The 23,371-nt window shown below is 32.9% G+C and carries 22 protein-coding genes and 1 pseudogene; 7 read left to right on the plus strand and 16 right to left on the minus strand.

From position 1 onward, the window contains the following. The 3 genes and pseudogenes from KO524_RS14675 to KO524_RS14685 form a co-directional block, all read right to left on the minus strand. Window positions 1-236: pseudogene (locus tag KO524_RS14675) on the minus strand (hypothetical protein); the annotation flags it as partial. Between the two features lie 354 nt (window positions 237-590). Continuing rightward, complete coding sequence (locus tag KO524_RS14680; RefSeq protein WP_219294984.1) at window positions 591-1,181, minus strand: hypothetical protein; 591 nt, start codon at window positions 1,179-1,181, stop codon at window positions 591-593. 489 nt (window positions 1,182-1,670) lie between these two features. After that, complete coding sequence (locus tag KO524_RS14685; RefSeq protein ID WP_219294985.1) at window positions 1,671-2,984, minus strand: C10 family peptidase; 1,314 nt, start codon at window positions 2,982-2,984, stop codon at window positions 1,671-1,673. Between the two features lie 48 nt (window positions 2,985-3,032). Between KO524_RS14685 and KO524_RS14690 the strand changes: the two genes are divergently transcribed. Then, entirely contained in the window at window positions 3,033-3,449 is a 417-nt protein-coding gene (locus KO524_RS14690; RefSeq protein WP_219294986.1) for a hypothetical protein, read from the plus strand. Window positions 3,450-3,752: 303 nt separating this feature from the next. Here the strand turns inward: KO524_RS14690 and KO524_RS14695 are convergent, their stop codons facing one another. Continuing rightward, window positions 3,753-4,160 carry a helix-turn-helix domain-containing protein gene (locus KO524_RS14695; RefSeq protein WP_219294987.1) on the minus strand — a complete coding sequence of 136 codons (408 nt, stop codon included), beginning with the start codon at window positions 4,158-4,160 and terminating at the stop codon, window positions 3,753-3,755. 350 nt (window positions 4,161-4,510) lie between these two features. Here KO524_RS14695 and KO524_RS14700 point away from each other — a divergent pair, with 350 nt between their 5' ends. Both KO524_RS14700 and KO524_RS14705 read left to right on the plus strand, forming a co-directional pair. After that, complete coding sequence (locus KO524_RS14700) at window positions 4,511-5,107, plus strand: hypothetical protein (protein ID WP_219294988.1); 597 nt, start codon at window positions 4,511-4,513, stop codon at window positions 5,105-5,107. A gap of 177 nt (window positions 5,108-5,284) precedes the next feature. Beyond that, window positions 5,285-6,085, plus strand: coding sequence for a hypothetical protein (locus KO524_RS14705; RefSeq protein ID WP_219294989.1), 801 nt, complete (start codon window positions 5,285-5,287; stop codon window positions 6,083-6,085). A gap of 255 nt (window positions 6,086-6,340) precedes the next feature. Here the strand turns inward: KO524_RS14705 and KO524_RS14710 are convergent, their stop codons facing one another. Both KO524_RS14710 and KO524_RS14715 read right to left on the minus strand, forming a co-directional pair. Continuing rightward, entirely contained in the window at window positions 6,341-7,969 is a 1,629-nt protein-coding gene (locus tag KO524_RS14710; RefSeq protein WP_219294990.1) for a DUF6770 family protein, read from the minus strand. Between the two features lie 26 nt (window positions 7,970-7,995). Then, complete coding sequence (locus KO524_RS14715; protein WP_219294991.1) at window positions 7,996-9,201, minus strand: M48 family metalloprotease; 1,206 nt, start codon at window positions 9,199-9,201, stop codon at window positions 7,996-7,998. A 379-nt stretch (window positions 9,202-9,580) separates the two neighbouring features. On the opposite strand from KO524_RS14715, the gene KO524_RS14720 reads away from it, so the two are divergent. The 4 genes from KO524_RS14720 (at window position 9,581) to KO524_RS14735 (ending at window position 14,094) form a co-directional block, all read left to right on the plus strand. After that, window positions 9,581-10,204: a hypothetical protein gene (locus KO524_RS14720; protein WP_219294992.1), complete on the plus strand. Its 624-nt coding sequence runs from the start codon at window positions 9,581-9,583 to the stop codon at window positions 10,202-10,204. A 491-nt stretch (window positions 10,205-10,695) separates the two neighbouring features. Beyond that, window positions 10,696-11,757 (plus strand): DUF2971 domain-containing protein, encoded by a 1,062-nt coding sequence (locus tag KO524_RS14725; RefSeq protein WP_219294993.1) that lies wholly within the window; start codon window positions 10,696-10,698, stop codon window positions 11,755-11,757. Window positions 11,758-12,609: 852 nt separating this feature from the next. After that, entirely contained in the window at window positions 12,610-13,254 is a 645-nt protein-coding gene (locus tag KO524_RS14730) for a hypothetical protein (protein WP_219294994.1), read from the plus strand. A 90-nt stretch (window positions 13,255-13,344) separates the two neighbouring features. Then, the gene (locus tag KO524_RS14735; protein WP_219294995.1) at window positions 13,345-14,094 is read left to right on the plus strand and encodes an HNH endonuclease; all 750 of its coding nucleotides are present in this window, start codon (window positions 13,345-13,347) and stop codon (window positions 14,092-14,094) included. A 155-nt stretch (window positions 14,095-14,249) separates the two neighbouring features. Here the strand turns inward: KO524_RS14735 and KO524_RS14740 are convergent, their stop codons facing one another. The 10 genes from KO524_RS14740 to KO524_RS14785 form a co-directional block, all read right to left on the minus strand. Continuing rightward, window positions 14,250-15,068 carry a DUF4435 domain-containing protein gene (locus KO524_RS14740; RefSeq protein WP_219294996.1) on the minus strand — a complete coding sequence of 273 codons (819 nt, stop codon included), beginning with the start codon at window positions 15,066-15,068 and terminating at the stop codon, window positions 14,250-14,252. Window positions 15,069-15,127: 59 nt separating this feature from the next. Then, complete coding sequence (locus KO524_RS14745) at window positions 15,128-16,507, minus strand: AAA family ATPase (protein WP_219294997.1); 1,380 nt, start codon at window positions 16,505-16,507, stop codon at window positions 15,128-15,130. 394 nt (window positions 16,508-16,901) lie between these two features. Further along, on the minus strand, window positions 16,902-17,396 hold the full coding sequence (locus tag KO524_RS14750; RefSeq protein ID WP_219294998.1) for a hypothetical protein: 495 nt from the start codon (window positions 17,394-17,396) through the stop codon (window positions 16,902-16,904). A 1-nt stretch (window position 17,397) separates the two neighbouring features. Beyond that, complete coding sequence (locus KO524_RS14755) at window positions 17,398-17,940, minus strand: N-acetylmuramoyl-L-alanine amidase (protein WP_219294999.1); 543 nt, start codon at window positions 17,938-17,940, stop codon at window positions 17,398-17,400. Then, window positions 17,940-18,383 (minus strand): holin, encoded by a 444-nt coding sequence (locus tag KO524_RS14760; RefSeq protein WP_219295000.1) that lies wholly within the window; start codon window positions 18,381-18,383, stop codon window positions 17,940-17,942. Before KO524_RS14760 ends, KO524_RS14755 begins: the two co-directional genes overlap by 1 nt. A gap of 13 nt (window positions 18,384-18,396) precedes the next feature. Beyond that, on the minus strand, window positions 18,397-19,548 hold the full coding sequence (locus KO524_RS14765; RefSeq protein ID WP_219295001.1) for a hypothetical protein: 1,152 nt from the start codon (window positions 19,546-19,548) through the stop codon (window positions 18,397-18,399). 12 nt (window positions 19,549-19,560) lie between these two features. Next, window positions 19,561-20,598, minus strand: coding sequence for a hypothetical protein (locus tag KO524_RS14770; RefSeq protein WP_219295002.1), 1,038 nt, complete (start codon window positions 20,596-20,598; stop codon window positions 19,561-19,563). Continuing rightward, entirely contained in the window at window positions 20,589-20,792 is a 204-nt protein-coding gene (locus KO524_RS14775) for a hypothetical protein (protein WP_219295003.1), read from the minus strand. The genes KO524_RS14770 and KO524_RS14775 overlap by 10 nt, the downstream gene beginning before the upstream one ends. A 3-nt stretch (window positions 20,793-20,795) precedes the next feature. Then, the gene (locus tag KO524_RS14780; RefSeq protein WP_219295004.1) at window positions 20,796-22,265 is read right to left on the minus strand and encodes a hypothetical protein; all 1,470 of its coding nucleotides are present in this window, start codon (window positions 22,263-22,265) and stop codon (window positions 20,796-20,798) included. Window positions 22,266-22,299: 34 nt separating this feature from the next. Then, window positions 22,300-23,124, minus strand: coding sequence for a hypothetical protein (locus tag KO524_RS14785; RefSeq protein WP_219295005.1), 825 nt, complete (start codon window positions 23,122-23,124; stop codon window positions 22,300-22,302). Window positions 23,125-23,371: the final 247 nt, after the last annotated feature.

The raw sequence follows: 23,371 nt of genomic DNA on the forward strand, positions 1-23,371 counted from the left end.
TTATAGTTAATAGCTATATAAACGCCAGATATCCTGAAATCAAAGTATTTTTGTGTTATGTATTGTAGAATTCTATTTGCCACACGAAAGGATTCGTGCGGCAGCGGGGGATTTTTGAGGATGTTAATTTGAGCGGTTTCTCCAAGTAAGTATCCTACGGTAGTGCCTAATTCATCGACCAATCTTTTAACTACAGCAATGGATGGTTTTACTCTCTCGATAACTATCGTTTTCACTGCGTACAATACTTTTGAATTTTGCAGCATCTTTTCGACCTTATAAAAAATCCGTTAAGAAATCGCTGCAACGCAGCTGAAAAAAGATTTTGTGTCTGACCGCAGGGAGTTAAAATCTTTTAGGCGGAGTCAAGTGATTTTAGGAATTTTTTATAGTGTCTTGACTTTTTGCTTCGATAGATGGATGCCCGCCTCGGGCTCAAGACAAAATGAAGAGAATAGGTTATTAGCACAATCGAACTTTGAACGCAAAATTTTGTTTGAGCCTCGCTGGTGTTCGAGATCTCTCCGCTACCGCACGAAGAATTTAGCTACTGAGCTATCTGTTTAATTATCCTTTGAATCCGCAGTTATTTATATAGGCTTTTTTGAATTTGTTTTTTTCCCAGCTTTAAAATATTTGGAGTACCAAAGTAAACTGGGTATCCAACAACTAACTCCAATACCAACGGCTGCGACATTATATTGAAAGCAGCTAACTAATGAAGGAATAAAAGTGGAGAGCAGTATACAAAGTAAGCCACCGACTATTGCTTTCATACATTTAATGGTTGCTCCAGTGACTAAGCCTGCAAAACCGATCAAAAGCGTGCTACAGGTCAGGTGGATATCAGTATTGTAAATTTCGTTATTGATTGACCATATAGAGAGGCAAACACCAATCCCGGCCCAGCAATAAATCAACATGCGGGTGTTGTCTAGTAATTCTGAGGTTTTTTTTAGTTTTTTGAGACCATAAATAATAGTCAAGGCGGATCCTATTGGAAAGATAAAAAATAAAAAAGGACGAAGGGTTTCCAGTGGAGTGAGGGTTTTCGCGAAATAGTGCAGTACATAAAAAAGGCACAGTAAAGATCCCCATAAAATCAAATTAAAATAGGCCGTATCCGAACCTTCTACTCTGAAACTCTGATTTTCTTCAGAATTGATAGACTCCTTGTTCATAATTTTGCTAATTAAAGTTAATTATTAAATCTAGTGAGTCATTAATGCCTTTTCCCAAAAGGAAAACAAGGTGAAGTCTTTGAGATTGTAAAAGTTTATTTGTAGAAGTGACTTTGACCTACACCCGTTTATTTAAACGTTTTGGAGTTTGTTTTTTTTCTTAGAATAAAATTAAAATATTTTTTTTTATACACAAAATAATTTGATAAAAATTTAATTTTAACACAGCAAAAAAACTCCTGAAATAGGTTAGGACGAATAAAACACAAAATTAAACAAACAGAGTTGGTTTTTTGAATTTTAAAAACTGAAATTATTAAATATAAAGCTGTAATCGAGGTTATAGCTGGGAGAATTCGTGTTTTAAATTAAATCGCTTGGTTTGCTATTTTGCAACTGATGAAAGATATTCTTATTAAAATTTAATTTTTACAATATTACTATTTACAGAAAGCTGTTAGGCTTTCTGTAAATAGTAATATTGCTGTTTTATAGATAGCGCACGTGCGCATTTAATTTTATATTCTTAGAATAATCCATGTTTAATCTATCTTCGGTATGGATTTGTTGATTTCTTGCATCTTCAGTTGAAACAGCAAAGTAGCCATCGTGGTAGCCATTCCAGCCAAAATTACACCAAACATAACGCGTGAAGGCATTGTTTGGAATCCAATAACCATCGATAAGCCAGGAATGACCGATATTGGTATGAGAGTCGGTAGCTTGTATCCATACAACTCTTCCGTAGCTGAGGGATCTTTTAATGGTGTTAAAACTAAAGTTAGTTTGGCTATCTGCTCTCATGTTAAACCAATGCAATTGGTTTGCTGCATTTTTTTGACTGGTTCCTGTTCCTGTGCAACTGTAGTTAAGCTTTAATTTAGAACGGATGTCTGCAAACAATTCCATGGCCATGTTGGAAGCTTCAGAGGAGCTAGAGGCGTCTCTCGCGTTTTTTAGTGTGGCAAAATTGTATCTTGAATTACTAATGTGTGAGGGGGTGCTATAAACTACGGCTTGTGCAAATGCAGTAACTACGCATCCTGCATAATATCGGCCTCTAGCATCACTATTGTTTTGTAAGCAGGTTGCTAAAGGGTATTTTCCGTTATATGGATAGCCTTGTCCCCATTTTGTAGTTACGAGTGGTCTAACCGCTTCACTGTAGGGATATTGAACTATATACGGGCCATAGCCGGTATCTTGTTCTCGGTATATACTTTTCGGATTTTGGTTGATTGTTATAAGCGGTAGTTTGCGCTCTGTTTCACTAAGGGATAAATTTAATTGCTCGCTGATTTTGGTTAGGGCTGATTTCTTCAGTATTTGTTCGTTTTGCTTTCGGTAATAAATAGCTTGTTTTGCAAATCCTGTAGAAAGTAGGTGCATATGTTTCAATCCTATATTAAATAAAGTATCCTGTAAATCTCCGTGTGGTATAAAAGATATTACTTCTGGATAAAATTTATTGGCAGATACCACGGCGTAACCTGACTTTCCAAGTCCTATTTTGTAGTATTTAAATTGCTCCCCTGAAGCAGTCTCTTCGATTGTGCTGGTAACTTTTAGAGAAACATCATCGCTGTAATAATTATCTGATTGCTTTGCAAATTTACGTACTAATTCAATAGCATTTTCCGAGGTTGTATCACCAAATTTCAGTGCATGTATAACTGCTCTTTCATCGTCTGATAAATCCACATTGACCGTCATTTCTTCGTTTAGATGTTCAAAAACATCCATGTTGTTTTTGTCACATGAAAAAAATATGACAAAAGCAAAAATAAATAGTAGTTTTTTCATAAAAATTGTATTTTTGATTTATGTTTAAATTTAATCAAATTTTGGTATATGAAAAACTTATTTTACTTTTTAACATTAATGATTTATTTGCTTTTTGTGACAAGTTGTGATAAAAAAACTAATGATGATATACTCAATGAATGTCATTATCGCGATTTACCAAAAGCAGAGCATGTTTTTTTACAGGCGAAGGCCGATTCGGTATGGGTGAGATTGCCCAATAAGTATTTTGTTTTAAGTGCAATCGACAATCAGCATTTTTATGATGAAATCGAAAAAATCAAAGTCGGATTTACTTATGAAAAAGATTGGATTCAGCTACTGCATAAAGAAGATGATAATTACCTAATCAAGGTAACTGCTAATGATAACTCAGAAATAAGAAAGGTGCATTTGGTGTTTAGGAGCGCTATGTGTTTTTGGGAGTTCGATGTCGTTCAGTCAGGTGCTCTAAGTGAATTATAAACCTTTAATGAAAACATATTATGCATTGCGGTTCGGTATTCGTGCCGAAGTGGTGGGGTGTGTGATTGGTTTGCTATGCGGCGGTTAATAAAATGCTCGCTCTGTGTTGGGATTGTAGTGGTGTTATTGCTGATTTTTATTGAGTCGGTAAACAAGCTGAAAAAAAGCTCACTAAATAACGATTTCGATGGATAGTGTCAGATTTTTAATAGTTTAAAGAATCTTAAAGGGCAAAAAACTAAGCGCGGATTGATTCCGAGCTTAGCTTTTTGTTGTATTGTGATGGTTACTTGTTGTAAAGACTTATTTGCTTTCGAGTAATTTCTCCAACCGTGCCATCATCTCGTCTTTTTCTTGTAACATACGCTCGTATAAAGCAATTTTCTGATCGTGTAAGGCAATGATTTTTTCAACGGGATTGATGTTTTGTACATTAAAACCATTATTGTTCACAGCATTGTCAGAAAAATTACACGATATATTGTAAATCGCCTGTTCTTCATCAAAGTTTTGAAACGCTTCTACGGGGATTTTTAAAACGGCAGCGATTTGTTGTAACATCGGTACTTCGATCACTTCTTTTTGCTCGAGTAGGGAAATTTTCTTTTGGTTCCAATCGTCGCCCAAGTCGAAGGCGAGAATTTCTTGCTTAATCCCGAGCATTTCTCTAAAGCGCTTAACGTTTCTTCCTTGATGTATTTTGTGTTCCATAACAGTGTATTGATTAATCAAAGGCTCAAAGATAGAGCCATCGGTTGACAATTATAGGGGTAAAGTTAAAAAAATATCCGATAAATTATCCCTTTTTATGAATAATATATCCGTTGCGGCATAGTGCGAGTTAGCGATTTAATTCCGATGTAAAAAAGGAGCTCGAGGGTTGATTATAACATAAATTTTTTTATTTTTATAGGAAGATGATTGCAGTGAGGGTTTTTTGATTAAGCGTTTTTTTAGTTGTTAGTGTCTTGATGTTCAATGAAAATTCGTATAATTCATCCTTTTTGGTATAATATATCCGATCGGGCTTTTTCATTTTTGTAAAACTAAAACTTTATGATATGGACGATGACGGAAAAAACAAAAGCAATAGGAGTTTAGTCAAAACGGTCACTCGAGCAAAACGGGTATTTGAACTCGTTTTTGCAGATAATAATCAATTGCAAAACAACCTTTTTTTGCTGCTCAAAAACATCGATAATCCCGTTGTATCGGATTTGTTTGAACAATTCCCTAAACTGTTGCATCAGTACGATTTAAAGCACTTATTATCTGGTAAAATTGAAATAGCGTACACCCATACTCAAGAAGTGCAACAGGCTTGTTTGTTGGGGGTATTACAATCATTATTGTTGAGTGTACAACAATTGCTCGATACCGATAGTTTGGATTTTACTAAGGATCAAATCGATATCAAGATGATTCATTATATCGAAGCATCCATTCCCTTGTCCGATTTATCGCTACAATTAGGTCAACTTGTTCGCTTTGCTGTTGGAGGCTGGTATTACGACGCGTTTACCAAGCAATTTTCTACTGCCAATCACCAAGAAATACAGCGAGATATAGCACAACACCCATCCTTTGAGGTGATGTTGTGGTGGGGAACGATTCGGATTTTTTTGGATGCTTTAGAAAAGGTAAGTAACATAAGATGAAAGGATTTTTTAGAGGTCAGCAACAGTCGGATTCTACTGTTTTTTATTTCTTATAGTTTCTCTCTTGTTTTATTATATATAAAAAGATATATTTGAAAATTAACTAGAGAAACCGTCTAAAAGCGAACATATCTTTGGTATTTTGTGTATAATTAACTAATTTTATTTATAGCTACTATGAAAATAAATCATTTTGTATTTTTACTATTATCGAGTTCCATTATGCTTACCGGCTGTAAAGATGCTTTGCAAGAGAAAAAAGATTATTTGGATCTCCGTATTCCGATGCTTAAAAAGAATTTGACAGAGAAAGAATTTAATCAATTTATCGAAATCATGGAATTTGATGAAAAAGGGAATTTGTATGAAATGGATTATGAATTACTAGAAAAAGGAACGGGAGATAAGCACGATAGTGTACAGTATCGAATTAATGCCGATATGGTAGGAATTTATGGTGATATTACGATGGTAGATAGTTTGGGACTTGAAAAGCTTTTAACCCCAGATTTGGTGGTCTATAATACTATTGATGAGAAGAAAGTTAATATAGCTGATTTTACCAAGGGAAACACGATTTATATGATTACCTCTGTCAATTGTGGGCCCTGCGTTCAGTTTTCAAAAGAGGCTAACAAAATAGCAAGTGATCCAGCCAACAAAGACTTTCAGTTTGTGGCATTATTTGGTGATCCGATGATTCGTATTGAGAATTACAAAAAGGGTAAATTATACGAAAAATTAGGCCTGCTTGATGAGCATTGGCTCAGGTTTAGCAATGAGCAAAAAATCATTAATGAAATTAAACAAATGTACAAAGGCAAGCCTGGAAATATTGAAATAGGAAAAAGTTTTCCGGAATTGTATTATTACAAAAATGGGGAGTTTGTCAGAACGGAAGATGCACATCAATTGCAAGAAGTCATAAATGACTTAAAAAAGACTTTGGGTTCAAATGGACCAAAGTCTAATTATTAAATAAAATGACCCTAAAGTGAGGGGATGTATGGTTTTGGTAAAACTAACTAAGGTAGTGGTCAAAACCGTGTTGATCGTAAAAAACAGCTGTGTTGGTTTTGGCTATAGCTGAAATTCTTGCTTAAATAAAGGTTTTTAATTGGATTTTACAGTAAAAGGGTTTAAAAAGATATGGGCTACCTCAAAAAGATAGCCCATATAAATAGATTGTTGTATAGTAAGATAATATTTCATTGAAGTGATGAAATGGTGGTTTTAATTTATTTTTTCCAAGCGAATTTCCGATGTTTTTCCGATGTTTTCAACTATCATGATATAGCCTTTTTTAGCGGGTTGTATAGATAGTTCGCTACCGTCTTTAGACTTTAAATTAATTTTTTGTTCTGTAAAACTTCCGTCGATATTTGATACGATTCCCAAAACCCATTGTTTTTTACCGCCGCTCTCTGGTTTCTGTTTGTTGAAATAGAAGAATAAAAAGTTGTCGTCACCTAGGTCTTGGTAGCCAGAATAATCAAAAACACTAAAGTAATTAGCTATAGTACCTTGCATTTTTACACCATTTCGTACGCTTTTTGTACCTTTATCGATGCGTTTATACTGGAGCAAGTTCATGTTTTTATCTACCTCAAAAAGAATCATGTCGAATATTTTCACTCCTTCCATACCGTTCATAAATGCATTGCCTGATAAGGTTTTGTACTGTTCTGTAACAAACACGAGATTGCCATTAGATTTTAAACGGGCATCGTGAAGAAATAAATAACTGTTAGGTTCTCCTTTTTCATTGATGTAACCGTGTTCGTTTATGGATAGATGTGGCGCTAATTGGGTCCATTTAAAGAAATTTCTATTTAACTCCTTTCCTGTAGCAATCTCGTATTCCGATTTGGAAAATCCAATAATTTTCTTTTCATCTAAGAGGAAGGTTTTGGTGTCTTCGCTCATGATACGGTCCAAAAAGCTAACTTTTTCATTGGAATTTAGATAAACATCAATGGTAGATATATCTTTGGCTTGTATTCCTGCTGCTTTTTTTAATCCGTAAGGAGCAATTTCACTGATAAGTTTACCCGTTTCTTTGTCGAAAAACAGAAAAGAGTTGAACAGCTGTCCTTTTTTTAGTAAATCCTCATTTTTTGATCCGTGAAAGTAGCGTCTGCCGATGAGAACATCCGAATGGTTGGTATTGTTTAAAAAGGAAACCGCTTCATATTGCTTTTTTTCTCCAGAGGCGTTGTATGAGTAGGACCATAAGGGATTTAGCTGTGCATTGAAAAATTGAATTCCCTTAGCTCTAGACGGTGCAGTTGCATAGCCCATTTGGTTGATGTTGTGAAGGCCGGAGTCGCCATTGTTTTCTAGTGGGGTGTTCAAATGATATCCAAATGAATTCGGTCTAAAAGTGAAAACCGTACTTTTTTTAATTGACTTTGATTCTTCGGTATAGTCTTTTTCTAAACTTTCAGTTAAGACAAATGAATCCGAGAGTGAATTTTCGCGGATGTCTAATAGTCTGTATTTAGTGCGGACAATAGCTCCAATAGAAACAAAACGTTCGTCTATTTTAAAGGAAATATAACCGTCGCGATAAATACAACTAACGTCGATGAGCTTTCCATATGCGCCAAGTTTTTCAGTAAAATCCCCAGATAGTACTTTGTTTAAGTTTTTATCTAAAAGTACATATTCATACAAAAACTCTTTTTTGGCGATTTTATCTTTTTTAAAAATAAAGAAGTAACCGTAAATATCGTCTTCTTCTTTGTTGAATAACGGCTGACTTTCGATGAGTTCTCCCGTAGACAATTTCTGTAGTTCAACTACCTGACTGTATATTGCTGAACTCAATAGGAGTATTAAAAGTGAAAGTGTTTTTTTCATAATGTTTTTGTAAAAGTAATTTGGGATTAAATAGATTTATAAATGCTTTCTAAGTCTGATAAACTAAGATTGAAAATGAAACTGCTAAATAAGTTATAACTGTGGGTGTATTTTGCTACATTGACTTGACTGACAAATTTGTTGAGTTTGTACGTTTGTTTGGCTTCATAGATTTTTTGGAGATTTAAGCCAATCCAGTTTTTGACTTGGTCGTTGGGTTTTCTATTATAAAGTTTTAGTGCTTCATACAAGCTATTGCCGTAGTTTTTTAAAATGTATTCGTTTTGAATGTTTTGATAAATAGCGCTTTGTTGCCATAGTATAAATTCCTCTGACGAGCTGGTTTTTAATGTAGCGACTTGTTCGTATCCTTTGATTTCAGGTGCAAGTGATATTAGCTGTTCAATTCTAACATCAATATTGGGATGGCTGCGTAGGGAATCGGTATTGAATCGGGTGTTTTTTTGATAATGATATTGGTCAAACCTTTCCATTTTAAACCATTTGTCTTTGATTTGTACCTGAAAGGATTCCAGTATTTTGGTGTAGTCTTGTGGGGTTAAAGAATCGGATTCTATATCGGAATCTCTTAATTTCTCTAGTGATCTAGTAACTTGATGTGGATTTCGGTTGAGTCGGGAATAAAAAATATAACCCAGTGAGTCTGCTTGAGTTTCTCTTTTTCTACTTTCAGCGGAGTTGTTATAAATGATTTCTTTTAGCAAATTTTCTGCACTTGTTTTCCTACTGTATTTCTGTTTTTTTAATTTTTTAGTTTTGGCTATTAATTCCTCCGAGTTGTTGGATTGGACATATTTTGTTACCGATTTTAGTACATGATCTAGGGTTTGATGAGCCATTTCGTGACAGAGTATATACACCAATTGATCTTCGTTGTCTAAGGCATTTAGTAGATAATTGTAAATGACAATAGTGCCTTCACCTCGATTGTGAGCATTGGTTTGGCTTTCAATAGAAACCAAGAGGGATAGGTTTTTGGGAATTTCTGGATTTTCTTGCTGTATTGTTTTAGCGAGTGTGTTTAGATAGTCGTTAAAGGGTGTGCCGTATAAAATTTTATTTTGATCAATCTTTTGTTGAATTTCTTTATAGCTTTCTTCAAATACAGACTTGATTTCTTTGCTTTGTTTTTTATTTAGAGACTCATTCAATTGAGCAAAGAAGACTGTTTTTCGTTTATTATAATCGGCTTTTAAAATACTTTTCTGCACGGGACTGAGTGTATCTATTAGGGTTGGTTGTTGAGCACAGACCAAGGTATAACAGCACGTAAAAAAAAGGAGATAAGCAAATTTCATAAATAATAGCAAACTTTTGTGTATGTTGTGAAGTAACCTGTATCGATAGAAAATACAGAGATTAAAAAACTCCAATATTGGAACTTTTTTTGACCGACCGAAAATACATAGAAATAATTGTTTTGTCGAATTTTAAGATTAATTTTTGATAATTTTTTTAATCTCAGTAAGCTATTTGTTGTAAAATAGGATTTATTTTCGTTTATGTTTTAATATTATTTACAAATAAACGAAATGAGTTCGTTTATTTGTTTTTTAAATTTAGTTATATTTGAAATAAACAACAACATAGATGGAGTTAAGGACACAAACGCTTAGGGGGCAAATTATAGAAGACAGTGTTATATTAGAACGGATAGTAACCCTGCTTTTAAGTAATGTTTTTGAAATTGACGATATTGAAAACAGCAATTCTTTTCAGACTACGGCTAATGTTTTGAGTTTTCACGCCAAAACTTCCTTATTGTCCGATTTAAAGTATTTGCCGCTAGGACTCAAAGATAAGATTTCGATGTTATACCAAATCAGAAATAAGTTTGTTCACAATATGGATGTCAATTCGTTTACTGCATTTTTTGAAGTAAGCGGAAACGGTAAGAAAAAAGCGTTTTTAGGCTTTTATCCCGATAAAATCAGCGAAGTGGAAGATGAAAGTGAAGAACATCAATTTTCAATCATCTATAGCTTGTTGTTGGCCGAAGTATTGCATGACTTGGAAGTGATCAGCAATTTAATGGCTCGAAATCTTAAAAACGAAGTCCATAAAGATAGTTTGATGGAACGCATCAAAAGCGTTTTGGTAAATCAAGAAGACAACAATGTACTGGCTGAAATTCTAAACCTAAAACAAGAAATTTTGGAAACCTATCCCTCATTGAGTTTTCAAAATGAAAAGGAGAGAAAAGGAGAGGTTTAGGATGTAGTGATACCGAAATACTTTAGCGAAATTTAAGCTTTTGCGCTGCCCTAAAGCTTAGGATAATGCTATAGATTAAAAGGATAAAAAAAGGGTGGATCCCGAGCTGTTCTGCGTTAATATAAGTTTGTTTTAGGTATTCAATCATGGTGATAATCGGAATAACTTAGAGCTATCTTTTGAAAAAATACTAAGTCATTAGTTTTTAAGAATCGGAAGTGTCATAGAATAATCGGCTGTTGATATGGGAATGTTAGGGATGAGATTTTTTCAAAAACCTGGAGGGTCTGAATTTTACTTCTGGAAACCGAAATTTAGCATTATTTTCTCCTGACTTGTCCGTATTGTTTATACCGGAAAGCTGTTCGTTAATAGGGGGGGGTAATTACCGAAATTTTCAAGAAAAAGAATTAATTTTTGATTAATTTTTATTGAAAATTAAATTTAAAAAATTAGATATAACTTGTCATTTGAATTGTAAATAATTACTCGTGGAAAATAAACAAACCTTATTGTACTTTGACAATGAACAGCAAAAATATTTTTTGTCTGAAGAAGCTGCTAAGCACTTCAAATTTAAATTAGACACTCCTGTGGAAGTTTTTTCATTTGCAAATGAAATCAAAATACAACCTTTTATGGATGAAGATACCGTTTTGTATCATTATTGTTCATTTTCTGTTTTTTTAAGTATTATTGAAAATAAAAGCTTTTGGCTGACAAACCCACTTGAGTCAAATGATTCAGAAGAAATTAAATATTCCGTAAAAAGATTAAGTGAAATCTTTATTGAGCGATGTGAATTTGTGGAAAATGCAACCGAGGAAGAATTTAGTACCTATGTTTCTAATGAAATTCAGTCATGCTCATTAATTTCAGGCAGTGACATAAGCGTAGTAGAAGGTAAGGTAGATTTATTCTTTGACAATATTTCTCTTGAGGAAAAGAAACTTCAATTAATACAAGGAATTCGCGAAACGTCAAGACTCGTCCAGCAAGAGCTTAAGAAAGCGATTGAAGAAAGTAAAAACCCATACGTTTCTTGTTTTTCATTAGCGAAAGATAAACTTAGTCAGTGGCGTGGTTATGCTGATGATGGTCAGGGACTCGCTATCGGAATAACAGTAAAAAAGCTTCGGGAATGGGTAGATAAAACAGAAGGTCTTTCTTTTCAACCAATTGCCTATAGTTTAGTTGACCAGAGAAATATTTTAAATACAAATCTAGTGGAGTTCTTTGTGGATTCTAGTAAAATAAAACAATGGACTCATAAGATATTGCCTACTTTCAAGCCCGAAGGATTTAAAGAGGAAGAAGAATGGCGATTAATTTATTTTTCAGAAGGAAATACTAAACTAAGATTTAATTATCACAAAAGAGGTAACCAATTAGGGTGGCATTTTGTATTGCCTTTTGATTTTGATATGATTTCAAGTATAGTAATAGGACCTAAAAGTAAAATTCAACCCGTAGAAATAGCATTAGCCATGACCAAGAATGGTCTTCAAATTCTGGAATCTCAAATAGAAATTTCTAAACTTACATATCGATAATTTAAAATGAAGTTATCGAGTAAGAAATTGAGTGCAAAGTATTATGAGTGAATTAATTAATAGGTGATTACTTGTGATGTTTGCTGAGTAGTTACTTGGTACTGTGGATTTACTCTTTATGTGTTCTAGATAATTTTAGAAAGCGTCTGTCCCTTTCCCATTATATAAAAAATAAAAACCGTTTTTATTACGAACCGCATATAGAATCCTTCTTGTATAGATTGGTCAATATTTTTGTGTAAACACAACATTTAGGATTGATCCGTTGATCCCCGTTTTGGTGTTAATCTTATTTTGATTCTTACGTTATCGTAAATATTTGACAGCAAATTATATAAACAAAAAAAAGCTCCACATTACTGTGAAGCTTTCAAACCTTATGTGGTCCCACCTGGGCTCGAACCAGGGACCACCTGATTATGAGATATTTTAATTTTATTTATAAGTAGTTGTAAATATTTGATTTACTTGTTTATTTGTGGTTTGTTCTGCATTAAATCTGCATTAAATAATGCGAATTTAGTTTTGAATTTTCAGCCTCTGTATCTCTAAAAAAGGTTGTCTATGAACAATAATATTGAATAGTTTTATTGATGTAATGTTGATTTCGTATTCTATAATAGAAATTTTCATTATAGTTTCGCTATTCATGATTAATTAGTTTTATTATTAGTTAATTTGTAGATTAACAATTAAATAGTATTTTTAAATCATGAAATATAGTGGGGAGCTTGATATGCTTTTTACGTAATAAACAGGAAGAGTTTCGTGAAGAAACATTGTTATCGGCAAGCTTAATAGCTCCATAAAACAAGACTTAATTACAAGAATAAAATAAATGAAGATTTGATAATGGAAGAACTCACAGACAAACAAATTAAGACTCGTTGGGTTGGCATAAAGAAACAAATTAATGAACGACAACTTTTGGCATATAGAGTTGGTATTCCGCTTGAAAAATGGGATACTTATATGTATTCAAATCCAACTACTGAAGAAATAAATAGGATTTATTTTGCAATTCAGGACGACAGAAAAAATAAAACAGCAAGAATTAAAGACGGGTTATCCAAAATAGTGGGTTATAGAGAGTCTAAAGAGTTTAGTAGAAAAAGCGGGGTTTCAGACACGTCTATTCGCGATATAATAGAAGGAAAAAAGACAATGGCTGGTTACGACATAATCAATAGATTGGAACTTTTTTTAAACAGAGTATTGCCAGACTATGAATTATCAATTGAAAATCCATTGGCATTAAGAAGCTATTCACAAGATTATCTTAGCGAAATTGCTTCTGAAATTAATCGTGTTGCTGATGGTTTGAAACAATATTGTTTTAAACTTACTGAAATGGGAAGAAAACAAGAATTGGAAACTGGTTGGGATGGGAATAAGATTTCTCCATCAAAAAACATTGACTACTCGATAAATAATCTAGCTGAACTAAAGGAGAAAATTGATACATTTTGGAAAGTATATATCGAGAAAACAATTTAATTAAAATTTAAAAAACCTAATAGCTAATATGGGTTTTGCAATAGTAGGACAAAACTCACAACCGTTACATGCAATTTTAAAACAAACACCGTGAAGAACCCTAAATGGACTAGAGATGAAATTATACTAACTCTTAACATGTATTTTGAATTAGAATCAAGTAAATTTATCAGTTCTAATTCTCAAATTATTGAACTTTCTAAAATGCTAAATAAACTTCCAAGTTATTCTAGTGAACTTAGAAAAATAGATTTTAGGAATCCTAATGGAGTTGCAATGAAATTGAGTAATTTCACTGCAATCGATCCAAATAATCCAAGTAAAGGACTAAGTAGCTATTCTCAATTAGATAAAAAAACCTTTTTTGAATTTGCAGACAAATTACCTGAATTAAAGCGAATTTCATCACTAATTTTTGAATCTATAAATAATGAAGAAATTGCCAATAAGTTATATGAAATAGAAGAAGAGCTAGATGATTATGTGAAAGAGGGATATGAAGGTGAGATAATTTATAAACTTCATAAGTCGAGAGAGCGTGATAAGAAGCTAACAGAATCTAAAAAAGTAAAAGCCTTAAGAGACACAGGGAAACTAGAATGTGAAGTTTGTGAATTTGACTTTTACAAAACGTATGGAAAACTTGGAAAAGGATTTATTGAATGTCATCATACTGTTCAGCTATCCACTTACGAAACCAAGCAAAAAACGGAGTTGAAGGATTTAGCATTAGTTTGCTCAAATTGTCATAGAATGCTTCACCGAGATATTGGTAACATGTCAATTGAAAATTTAAAAAACAATATAAAAACCGCAGGCAACATAGATTTAGAGCAATGACTAGTTGACACTGTACTAAAACTTAAAAAAGCACTAAATTTACTAGTGCTTTTTTTGTTTTTTATCTCGTGGTATTTTTTTTGCTTTTTTTGTACATAAGCTAGAACACTAAACAGTCAAATGAAACTTCGCTTTATTTTATGACCTTAGACACTTTAAGAGATAGTGTCAATTTCACTAAAAAATGTTATACTGTTTTTTAATTCTGAAAAATTTGATTCATCAATGTTTTTTGTTAACCTATAACAAAAGCTATCATAAGTACATTGATTGATTAGTTTTTGTTGTTTTAAAAAAGTTTGTATAACTTCTAATAAATATTTACCCGGAATGTGGGTTAAACAATCATCTTTTGTAGTAAAATATATAGAGTACTCATTTAGAGATATAAAAAAATTATCTGTAGGATATTTTTCTATAAATTTTGATTTAACCTCTTTATAGAATGAAAATATTATGTCTGATTTGTAAGAGAAAGTTTTCAGTAAAGATAAATCTTTATTACTATTTAAAGAACGATATGTTACACCAAGTTTTTTATCGTTTATCATTATGAAGAAACGACTTAGTTTGTTTAAACAAATTAAATTAGATAATAGATCATCATAATTGAATTTATTATTGATATTTTCTTCATCCAATTTAGGGTAATCTTCAATAATAATTTCATAAAGTGCTTTTTTACTTATTAGTAAGTTCTCTATGCTATATCTGTTGAGATAAAATAAATTGTCATATTGCTCCTTTTTATTTAATAAATCATCAAAATCTTTGTCAATAATGTATATTTTTTTCTTATTGTTTTTACTTAAACGACATTGTTCAATGACTTTGTCTTTTCCATTAAGAGGAAATATTTTATTAAGTTGAATATCTGGAAAAAGATTCTTAAAGATATTAAAGTAATATCTTTCTTTATTTGTGTCTTCAATAAAAAAATCTATTTTATTAAATCCATCATAGACTAAATCCATCCCATTTAGGTATGAATCAGTATAACTAGGGAAGAAATCTGAATTTTGTTGCATTTCAATTAAAAAGGATGTATTGTGATTGCGTTATCACGTTTGTTATTTGCTAAAATAGGAGAGTGCGTTGCTAGAATAATCTGCTTATCATCTCCCATTACCTTTTCAAGTTGGCTGATAAAAGTATCTTGCCAGTGAATATGCAGAGATAATTCTGGTTCGTCAATTATAAAAACACTTCCCTTCTTTTCTGTAAAGCATATATAGCCTAATAGAATTATAATTTGTTCTTCTCCTGATGATAAAAATTTAATGTCATTAAGTTTGGTTAGAATTTTTTTATCATTTGATAGTGTATTAAAAAATATCTCAGAGGTATCTTCTTTGAAAAGAAGTTGCTTGTTAGAGTCATGAAAAAAATGATTAATGACTTCGACAAAAGTGTTTATTTTTCTTAAGCTTGAAATTGCTTTTATTTCAAATTTTTCAAATTCACCTAGAAGTGTAGATATTTTTTTAAATTGATTAGCATTTAATTGATAAAAGAGCTTAGCCAATTCATTATCAGGATTATCATTGTATTTTTCAACAACTTTCTCCAGTTTTGAAAAGTAAGAATTCACAATTTCAGAATGATTATCAGTAAAATGTTTTTTTTCGAACTTCTTAAAGTATTGGTATGTTCTTTCTTTTGTTTTTCGTATATCGTCTAAATTTATAAGGAACATATTTGCATTTATCAGATTACTCTCATCAATTGGTGCATCAAAGGCTGATAGCATAATTTGATTTTTAAGTATATCGGTTAAACGAAGTATACGGTTTTTACTAATTCTATATTCTCGATTTATTAACTCTTTTACTTTATGTAAAGGAGTTTTATCACTAACCATGTTATTAGAATCTTTGTTATGCTTAATGTGAGAATCTTCAATATATACATTATTATTAACTTCAGTATATAGATATCTATCTAGTCCGACTATGATAGGTTTTGCGATTTTTGATATTTCAGACCAAGTTTGAATTTCATTCTCATCAGGAGTCATACCATTGTAATGACGATATATAAAGTCATTATTTAAGTTTAAATTAATTAATTTTTGAGGTAATAGTTTTATTTTAAGAGGATTAAATATATGATTATCTTGAGATAAAAGGTAGGTTAGTTCTGTTTCATCTTTAGTACAATTAATAGTATATTTATGATTATCAGCAGTAAAATCTAAAATTATTTCATTAAATTTTGTAATACATAAATTGGATATTGAAGGTGTTAATAACCAGTTTATAATATTTAAAACACTAGTTTTTCCTGCGCCATTAATCCCTACTAACATTGTTATGTCTTTAAAGAAAGTAATGTCTTTATTGATATACCCATGGAGGTTTATTATTTGGAGTCTTTGTAATTTCATATTTTGAATATCTAATTTCGTAATCAAAGATAGCTAATTAAATAATAATCTAATTATTTTGTATTCTTAGTTTTGATGTAATTTTATTTTTTTGGGTTAAATATTGTAAAATAGTTGATTTTAATAAAGACACTTATAAGGAGCCTTCTCTTTGTCTTCTAACTAAAGTAGAGGTCTAAGTATTTGTTAAAAAACGATCTTATTTTTTAATAATATATCAATAGTGTTTTTTTTGACCTTTTTTCGGTAGAGTGTCAAGATATTTGGCACAATCAAATAGAATATCTTTGCCAACATACACAGTTAGCGAGATACTAACCTTTATTTAGATGTTTTCTACATTAAAGCAATTTAAAATATTTTCATATTTCTTTTAAATGACTTTAATGATTTGACTTCGATTTTAAGTTTTAAAGGATTTTTATTTGCTGGAGGACTTTTTTATAAAGCCCAGAATACTTGATTTATATTTTATTATAATTACTACAACTACGAACAGTAAAAGTGGCCAGAACTGAAAAATCATCTTAAAGTAATTGACTTGCTCTTTTACAACATCTTTAGTTTTTGATGATTTATAGAATTCCTTCTCTAAATCCAACATTTCTGCTTTTACACCTGAAGAAAAATACTGTTTATTCTGCTTTTTCTCTTGAGATAATTCTTCTTTTTTACTACGTGGATTATAATATTTCGTCCCCCCCTTAGTGACAACAATAGAGTCGGCTTGAAAATTATGTGATAAATAATACATATTTTCAACTATGTCATTATTGGCACATATTTTAATTTCTTCCGTCTTGAAAACAACTTCCTTTTCTTTGAGTTTAGAAACCGTTTCTTCTTTATGAACTTTTTTAGCTCCACAAGAAACTAAGAACGATATCAAGATGATAGGTATAATTAGTCTTTTCATTTTACTTGTTTTTATCGTACTTGTAAAGCATATCGCAAAGGAAGCAGGCTATTTCATCTATTTTGTCGTAAAACACTATCATATCGTTTTTATTAGTAATAAACCCTAATTCGACCAATATGGCTGTACCAGCCTTGTTCAGAATACCGATTGTTTTTCTAGGAGTCATTGAGGCTTTTATAACTCCTCTAGATTTAAGTCTAGTAATGCGTGCTAGCCCATCTAAAGTCTCTTTAGCCATATTAAGGCTGTCGGGTCCTGCATTATCACTAACAACTATTGTAATACCAGTTGCGCTTTCAGGTCCAGCATCTTGGTGCAAATCCATTATAACATCTCCTTTTACCGGTTTAATTCTACCTTGATAAATTGAGTTAGTCTCATGGTTCAAATCAGTTTCGAACTTTTGACCTCTAGCCTTTAATATTTCAGTCATTTTGTTTCTAAGTAAATTCATATTAATGAATTCTGTAGACCCACTTCCAACCGCCCCAGAATCTTTTTCATGATGCCCTGCTGACGGAAAACTCATCTCTTGTGCCATTATTCTTTTTTGTTTTTTAATTCCTCGATTAAATCTTTATTCTCGCGGATAAATTGAATGATTTCCGAGGGGTTGTTTTTAATTGCGATTCTAAACTTTTCATCTGCATTTTCTTTAACCGATTTCCATTCTGTATATACTAGAACTATAGCTCCAAAAATGCTTAATAAAGGCAATTGGAACAGGTTGAAATATGCCCAAATAGGATTCAAGAAATCGCCAAATAACATAAAAAACATGAAGCCAAGATACTGTACTGTTTTTTCGGATGTTCGTCTTAATCCGAAGCTGTGTGTTTTAAAAACACCTAACTTTTTTGATTTTTTTATACCAAAATACAGATCAATTCCTATAGCCAGTATTACAATAATCCAAGTCACAAAAACCACCGTGAATTGAGAAACTATGGATTCATAATTTTTATTTAGAAAGTCTATAATCATTTTTTCGTGTTATTTATAATCCTACAATTATTCCATTATTGACAGAAATCTGTCGGTCTCCTACTAAAAAAGAACCCGTAACACCATCGTTACCGTTAACAGAGATTCCTCCGTTACCTATTTTTAAATAACCTTTAAGTAAATCGATTCCTCCATTCTCAATCCTTATTTTTCCTTTATCTATAAAAATTGCTGGCATTTGAGATGAAGGCGATGTAACCCATAGTGCTCCTTTGAAGTTTTGTCCGGAATAAACTCCTTCACCTTTTACCCGTAAATAATGTGAAGAATCACCTGTACTGACCTGAAAATCTACAATATGATTAGTGCCCTGAATACAGTAATCTATCCCACCTATTTCCTTACACCAAACACCCGAATAGATATTTCGATCTCGAATAACAAATCCCTCCTTGTTAAATTTAAAGAGCTTTAAAAGTGCTATGTTTTGAGTCTCTGTAGAGGGGGGTGTTAGATTTTCATATTCTAATCCTGTGTTAATCTCAAACTCCCCAATGGTACCTGCTTTTGCATTGATTTTGCCATTAATACCATCTAAAACTAAATTGGGATTTGTTGGGCTTGGATTTTGGGAAACCAGTCGATTTTCCTTAAATATAAAACCCGCAAGATTGGCCTCCTCCGCAACAATAAGTTGCACAGCTAGTTGCTCTAGCGAATTGAGTTGTACATATTGATTAGTCGGATTTATCTGAGCAACAACATTATCATTCCCATCTTTTAATCTCCACCAAGAGGTCGTAGCCCGATGGTAGATATAATCGATGACATCTACATTGTTTCTGTGAGTTTCTCCAGTTCTCCATTCTCGTTGAATGGGTATGGCTCCCGGGCGACCTTGAGAACCGGATAATACTTTTGTAATGGAGATAGATTCCTCATATACAATTCCATCAGTAGCCGTAACAATAACTTTAAAGGTTTCTATCTGACTAACTTGATTGTTTGCGATAATAAAGCTTTGATTAGTTCCTACTAACGTCGTTCCTCTAAACCACTGATAAGTGTTTGCTACAATACCAAGATGAGTTGCCAATAAGGTTATAGTTGCAGGGCTTGCGCCCTGAAACTGATTACCCGTACTTTGTATTTTGATGAATTTAGGGACTTGTCTTAACCGAATACTTCTTGTTCCTCTTACCATTTTATTCGTATTTTATACTTCTGTTGCTTCAAAAAGAAGTGCTATTTCTCCACCTGCATCTGAAACTTGAGCTCCAGTTACAGTATAAGTTGCTCCCGTTCCTTTAGGCCCAAGCAAGGTACCGTCAATCTTGATTTTTTGATAAGCAAAAGTCCAATTTCCACTTGCAATTGTTGTGGTTCCCCGTAATACTACTTTTGGAATATATTTAACTTGTCCAGCTACTTCCAAATCATCTTCACTACCTTGAACGCCATACAGTAATTCTAGAGTATCGGTCTCATCACGAACCGATATTATTGCGGTTTTAACTTTTAAAGCATTTTCAAAGATATCGACAGAATACGTGTCATAAGTGGCGATGTCATCTGCCGTTAACGTAATTGTTTTTTGCGTTTTCCCAGTTAGTAGCATTCGATTATCTGCTACAGGATCGTTGGCTAAATCTAAGGCCGGGTCTAATGTTGTTTTAAACCATTGATACGTAATTCCCGTGGTTTGTGGAATCCCTCCCTTTTCCAAGATGGCTTCTAAGGTAACCGTGGGGTATAAAGCAGTAATTGCCGCACCACGCCCATTTTGGTCGATAATATAAGCTGTATAGGTGTTCGCACTAACATTTTCTTTACTTACTGATATCGCTGCATTGACCGCTGTTGTGTAACCTCCGGTATAAGCACTAGCTGTAAATTCAATCGAGCTTGTTGTAAGTAGGGCAGACATGATGTCTGCTTTGATTTTTAAAGCGGGTACTACCGTAGAACCTATACTATAAGTTGTTTTTTCAAATCGAGTGTCGGAATCGGCGATTTCTAAGCCATTGAATTTCCATTTAACAGCTGTCAGTCCAGTTGTTGATACAGGAGTATTACTCAAGCTTGTTAATACCTGCGCATAAACTGTACGGTTATTTGCGGGTGTTACCCAGCTTCCAATTACAACACCATCTTGATACTTTGCAACGAGTGGTTTATCTGCAATCAATCCTGTTGTTAAGCTATCTCCTTTTTTACTCAAAGAGATGGTTCTTTTACCTCTTACTAATTCCATGAGTCGATTGTTTTTAATGCCATTGGCGTTGATATTTCTGTATATTCGTCGGTTTTGTTACCGGTATTTTGCTCCCAAATGGTCAATAGATCACGCTTGAAGATTACAATTCCTTCGTGATTTTGGTAAGGGTGGTTCTCTGGGATTATTCCCAAATCAACCGCCGATTTTTCATTCATTATTACACACATCATATTCTATGGTTTTTGAGTTAAATCTTCGAAAACTTCAAAGTCGAGTTCTTTGTTTAGTGAATTAAGCTCCAAGAGTTTCGATATGGGTATTTTTACTTTAAATCCTTTGTATAAAAAGGCTCCATTGGTTTGTTTTAACCAACCTACAGAAAAATGAGCTTCTGCATTTTGAAGAATACCATCTGAAGTATTTAAAACTATTTCATATTCTATTTCTGCCAAATCCGGGTTTATTGTGTTTGGACCAATCAACTGCGGTTCATATATTGGATATTTCTTCATAAGTAAATAATCGCCTTTAAAAAGAGCCGTTGGTTTGACAGTCGGACGATAATTTAATGGCAGTTTCACTGTTGTTTTTGCTTCTATTTTCTTTTGACTAATTAAAGTTTGAAGGTCTAATTTTGAAGGAGACCAAGTGGAAGCAATTTCTCCTTCTTGAACTTTAACATGATGTAGGTAACATTTTTTATTTAATGCAGCAGCAGGAGAGCCTACGTACCATCTTAAAATAACTCGAGTTGCAGCTGCTTTAAAAGTATAATTTACGAAGTTGAACTCGGATGTTAAAACTGTACGTTTTTCTAAAGCAGTAGCACCGCCATGACCCTTAAAGATTACATCAAACTCATTTTTTAAAAAAAATGATATGGTATATTGCTCACCAATTTTCAGCCCGTTTATACTTTTTTCTAATCTAGCAGCTGCAGCGACGATCGTAATTTCTTTTTCATAGACAATTCCATTCACTTTTTGGATACCGTAAGAACCTACCCAATCGGTAAAACTACCATCTTGAAAAAGTGAATTGTTCTGTAAGTTTTCTGGATTATTTTCATATAACCCTCTCCAATCAACAACTTCTGGCTGAGCCTCCACCCAATCATCCTGTAATTGGTTAAGATGTGCAGAACAATCAGCAACTTCTACTTTAATGACGTCACCTTGCTTTGTGATAGCAGATGAGAGGACAAAGAGTTTATCCGTTTTACTGTTTAAGTATCCGTTTGAGTCTGTAATCTCAACGTTGTTTTTCGACCAATAATAAGCAGCGGCTAGTTTTTCAGGTCCTCGAAATAAATCTGCTTGACAAACCAATCCTTGATTGTTGATCGTCGGGTATAAATTATAGCCATAAGGAGCGCTTGTGTCAAGTAAAGTAGGAGCCGTGGCAATAGGGTTGGTAATAAGCACAAAGCTCTCTTGAAAGTTCACAATTCGTTTACTGATGGGTTCTAGATACTTTGCAGTGAATGTTACTGTTACGCTTTCCAAATCCGATATGTTCCGAAATATTTTTAACTGCCCTTTATCAATACCTTTTCCAATTTGAAACTCTCTATTGCTATCCAATATATCAGTAAAAATACCAGCTGAGGAAATCTTCCAAACAACATTGGTTAAATCAGCATTTACTAATCCGTTTTTGTAATTATGTGGGTCATTAATACCACATTCAACCAATAGAACCAAAGGGTCGATTCGCCTATCGGGTTCGAAAAATAAATTATTGGTGTCGTAGTTTTGACGTACAGAACCGGCTAATATTTTTGTGTTTTTGTAAGTGTTTAACGGCTTGACACATAAAAGTCACACTACCGGAATGAATGTTTTGGGTGAAATCTTCCGGGGTTAATTCTAAAATTGGATAGTTTTTATCCATTGACCAGATTTGGTCTGCATCCTGGTCTTCTTGGGTAGTACCCGATTCACGGAACCATTGCCAACTCACAACATCATTTGTATAATCTTTGAAATAGCGCATTACCGTAGGGACGAAAGTCGTATTCAAATTATCAGCATCTAAAAAATCACCGGCTGAGGAATCGATGAAAAGGGTAAGAGAGTCGGAGCCTAAGATTTCATCTACATTTTTATATGACAAACGAATATCTAAACCACCAACGACGGAAAAACATTTAGATGCTTTCTCAAATTTCAAAGAAATTGACTCACCAGGGCGTAAATAATAATCTTCAAAAGTGTACAACTTAATCGGTAGCTCCGCTTGTGCATTATGTATTATTGTAAGATAATCTGATCTGTTATTTCTTATCGAGACATTAAAACCATCTGGAAATTCTCCCGAAACATCGAAGCCGAAAACACCGTTTTTAACACCCTCTATACTTATATTACCTCCTATTATTTCAATGTTTCTATTAAGTTCTGAAATCTGAATAAATTTAGATTGCAAATCAATTTTAGTCCATTTATAGGATAATTTTGTTACAAAGTCAGCATCAGAATCAGACGACACACTTCGAATACCTTCATCTGACACATATACATATAGATATGGAAGATAGGCAGGTAACAATATTGGTCTCAAATAACCATCTGCATTTTCTTCACTAGAAAAAATATCAACCCCCCGCTACCGCACGAATCCTTTCGTGTGGTACGGATAAATATACACAAGAATGCTAGGTGCGAGTCTTCTATTAAATACAAAAACGCTCAATATAATTGAGCGTTTTGTGTTTATGAAAGATTTTTCTCTATTTTTATTCAGAGGAATAAAACAATCAAAATGAGTAGAAATTATAAATTTTGTAATCCTGAGGGTTTATACTTTG

It is taken from the genome of Flavobacterium sp. NKUCC04_CG (assembly GCF_019345525.1).
In the GTDB taxonomy this organism is placed as follows: domain Bacteria; phylum Bacteroidota; class Bacteroidia; order Flavobacteriales; family Flavobacteriaceae; genus Flavobacterium.

What these genes read in the sequence shown, in the direction of transcription:
- KO524_RS14770 (WP_219295002.1), bottom strand. Translation starts at nt 20,598, where the DNA reads ATGGAATTAGTAAGAGGTAAAAGAACCATCTCTTTGAGTAAAAAAGGA.
- KO524_RS14755 (WP_219294999.1), bottom strand. Translation starts at nt 17,940, where the DNA reads ATGGCACAAGAGATGAGTTTTCCGTCAGCAGGGCATCATGAAAAAGAT.
- KO524_RS14710 (WP_219294990.1), bottom strand. Translation starts at nt 7,969, where the DNA reads ATGAAAAAAACACTTTCACTTTTAATACTCCTATTGAGTTCAGCAATA.
- KO524_RS14690 (WP_219294986.1), top strand. Translation starts at nt 3,033, where the DNA reads ATGAAAAACTTATTTTACTTTTTAACATTAATGATTTATTTGCTTTTT.
- KO524_RS14705 (WP_219294989.1), top strand. Translation starts at nt 5,285, where the DNA reads ATGAAAATAAATCATTTTGTATTTTTACTATTATCGAGTTCCATTATG.
- KO524_RS14720 (WP_219294992.1), top strand. Translation starts at nt 9,581, where the DNA reads ATGGAGTTAAGGACACAAACGCTTAGGGGGCAAATTATAGAAGACAGT.
- KO524_RS14680 (WP_219294984.1), bottom strand. Translation starts at nt 1,181, where the DNA reads ATGAACAAGGAGTCTATCAATTCTGAAGAAAATCAGAGTTTCAGAGTA.
- KO524_RS14695 (WP_219294987.1), bottom strand. Translation starts at nt 4,160, where the DNA reads ATGGAACACAAAATACATCAAGGAAGAAACGTTAAGCGCTTTAGAGAA.
- KO524_RS14750 (WP_219294998.1), bottom strand. Translation starts at nt 17,396, where the DNA reads ATGAAAAGACTAATTATACCTATCATCTTGATATCGTTCTTAGTTTCT.
- KO524_RS14700 (WP_219294988.1), top strand. Translation starts at nt 4,511, where the DNA reads ATGGACGATGACGGAAAAAACAAAAGCAATAGGAGTTTAGTCAAAACG.
- KO524_RS14685 (WP_219294985.1), bottom strand. Translation starts at nt 2,984, where the DNA reads ATGAAAAAACTACTATTTATTTTTGCTTTTGTCATATTTTTTTCATGT.
- KO524_RS14730 (WP_219294994.1), top strand. Translation starts at nt 12,610, where the DNA reads ATGGAAGAACTCACAGACAAACAAATTAAGACTCGTTGGGTTGGCATA.
- KO524_RS14775 (WP_219295003.1), bottom strand. Translation starts at nt 20,792, where the DNA reads ATGATGTGTGTAATAATGAATGAAAAATCGGCGGTTGATTTGGGAATA.
- KO524_RS14740 (WP_219294996.1), bottom strand. Translation starts at nt 15,068, where the DNA reads ATGGATTTAGTCTATGATGGATTTAATAAAATAGATTTTTTTATTGAA.
- KO524_RS14765 (WP_219295001.1), bottom strand. Translation starts at nt 19,548, where the DNA reads ATGGTAAGAGGAACAAGAAGTATTCGGTTAAGACAAGTCCCTAAATTC.
- KO524_RS14760 (WP_219295000.1), bottom strand. Translation starts at nt 18,383, where the DNA reads ATGATTATAGACTTTCTAAATAAAAATTATGAATCCATAGTTTCTCAA.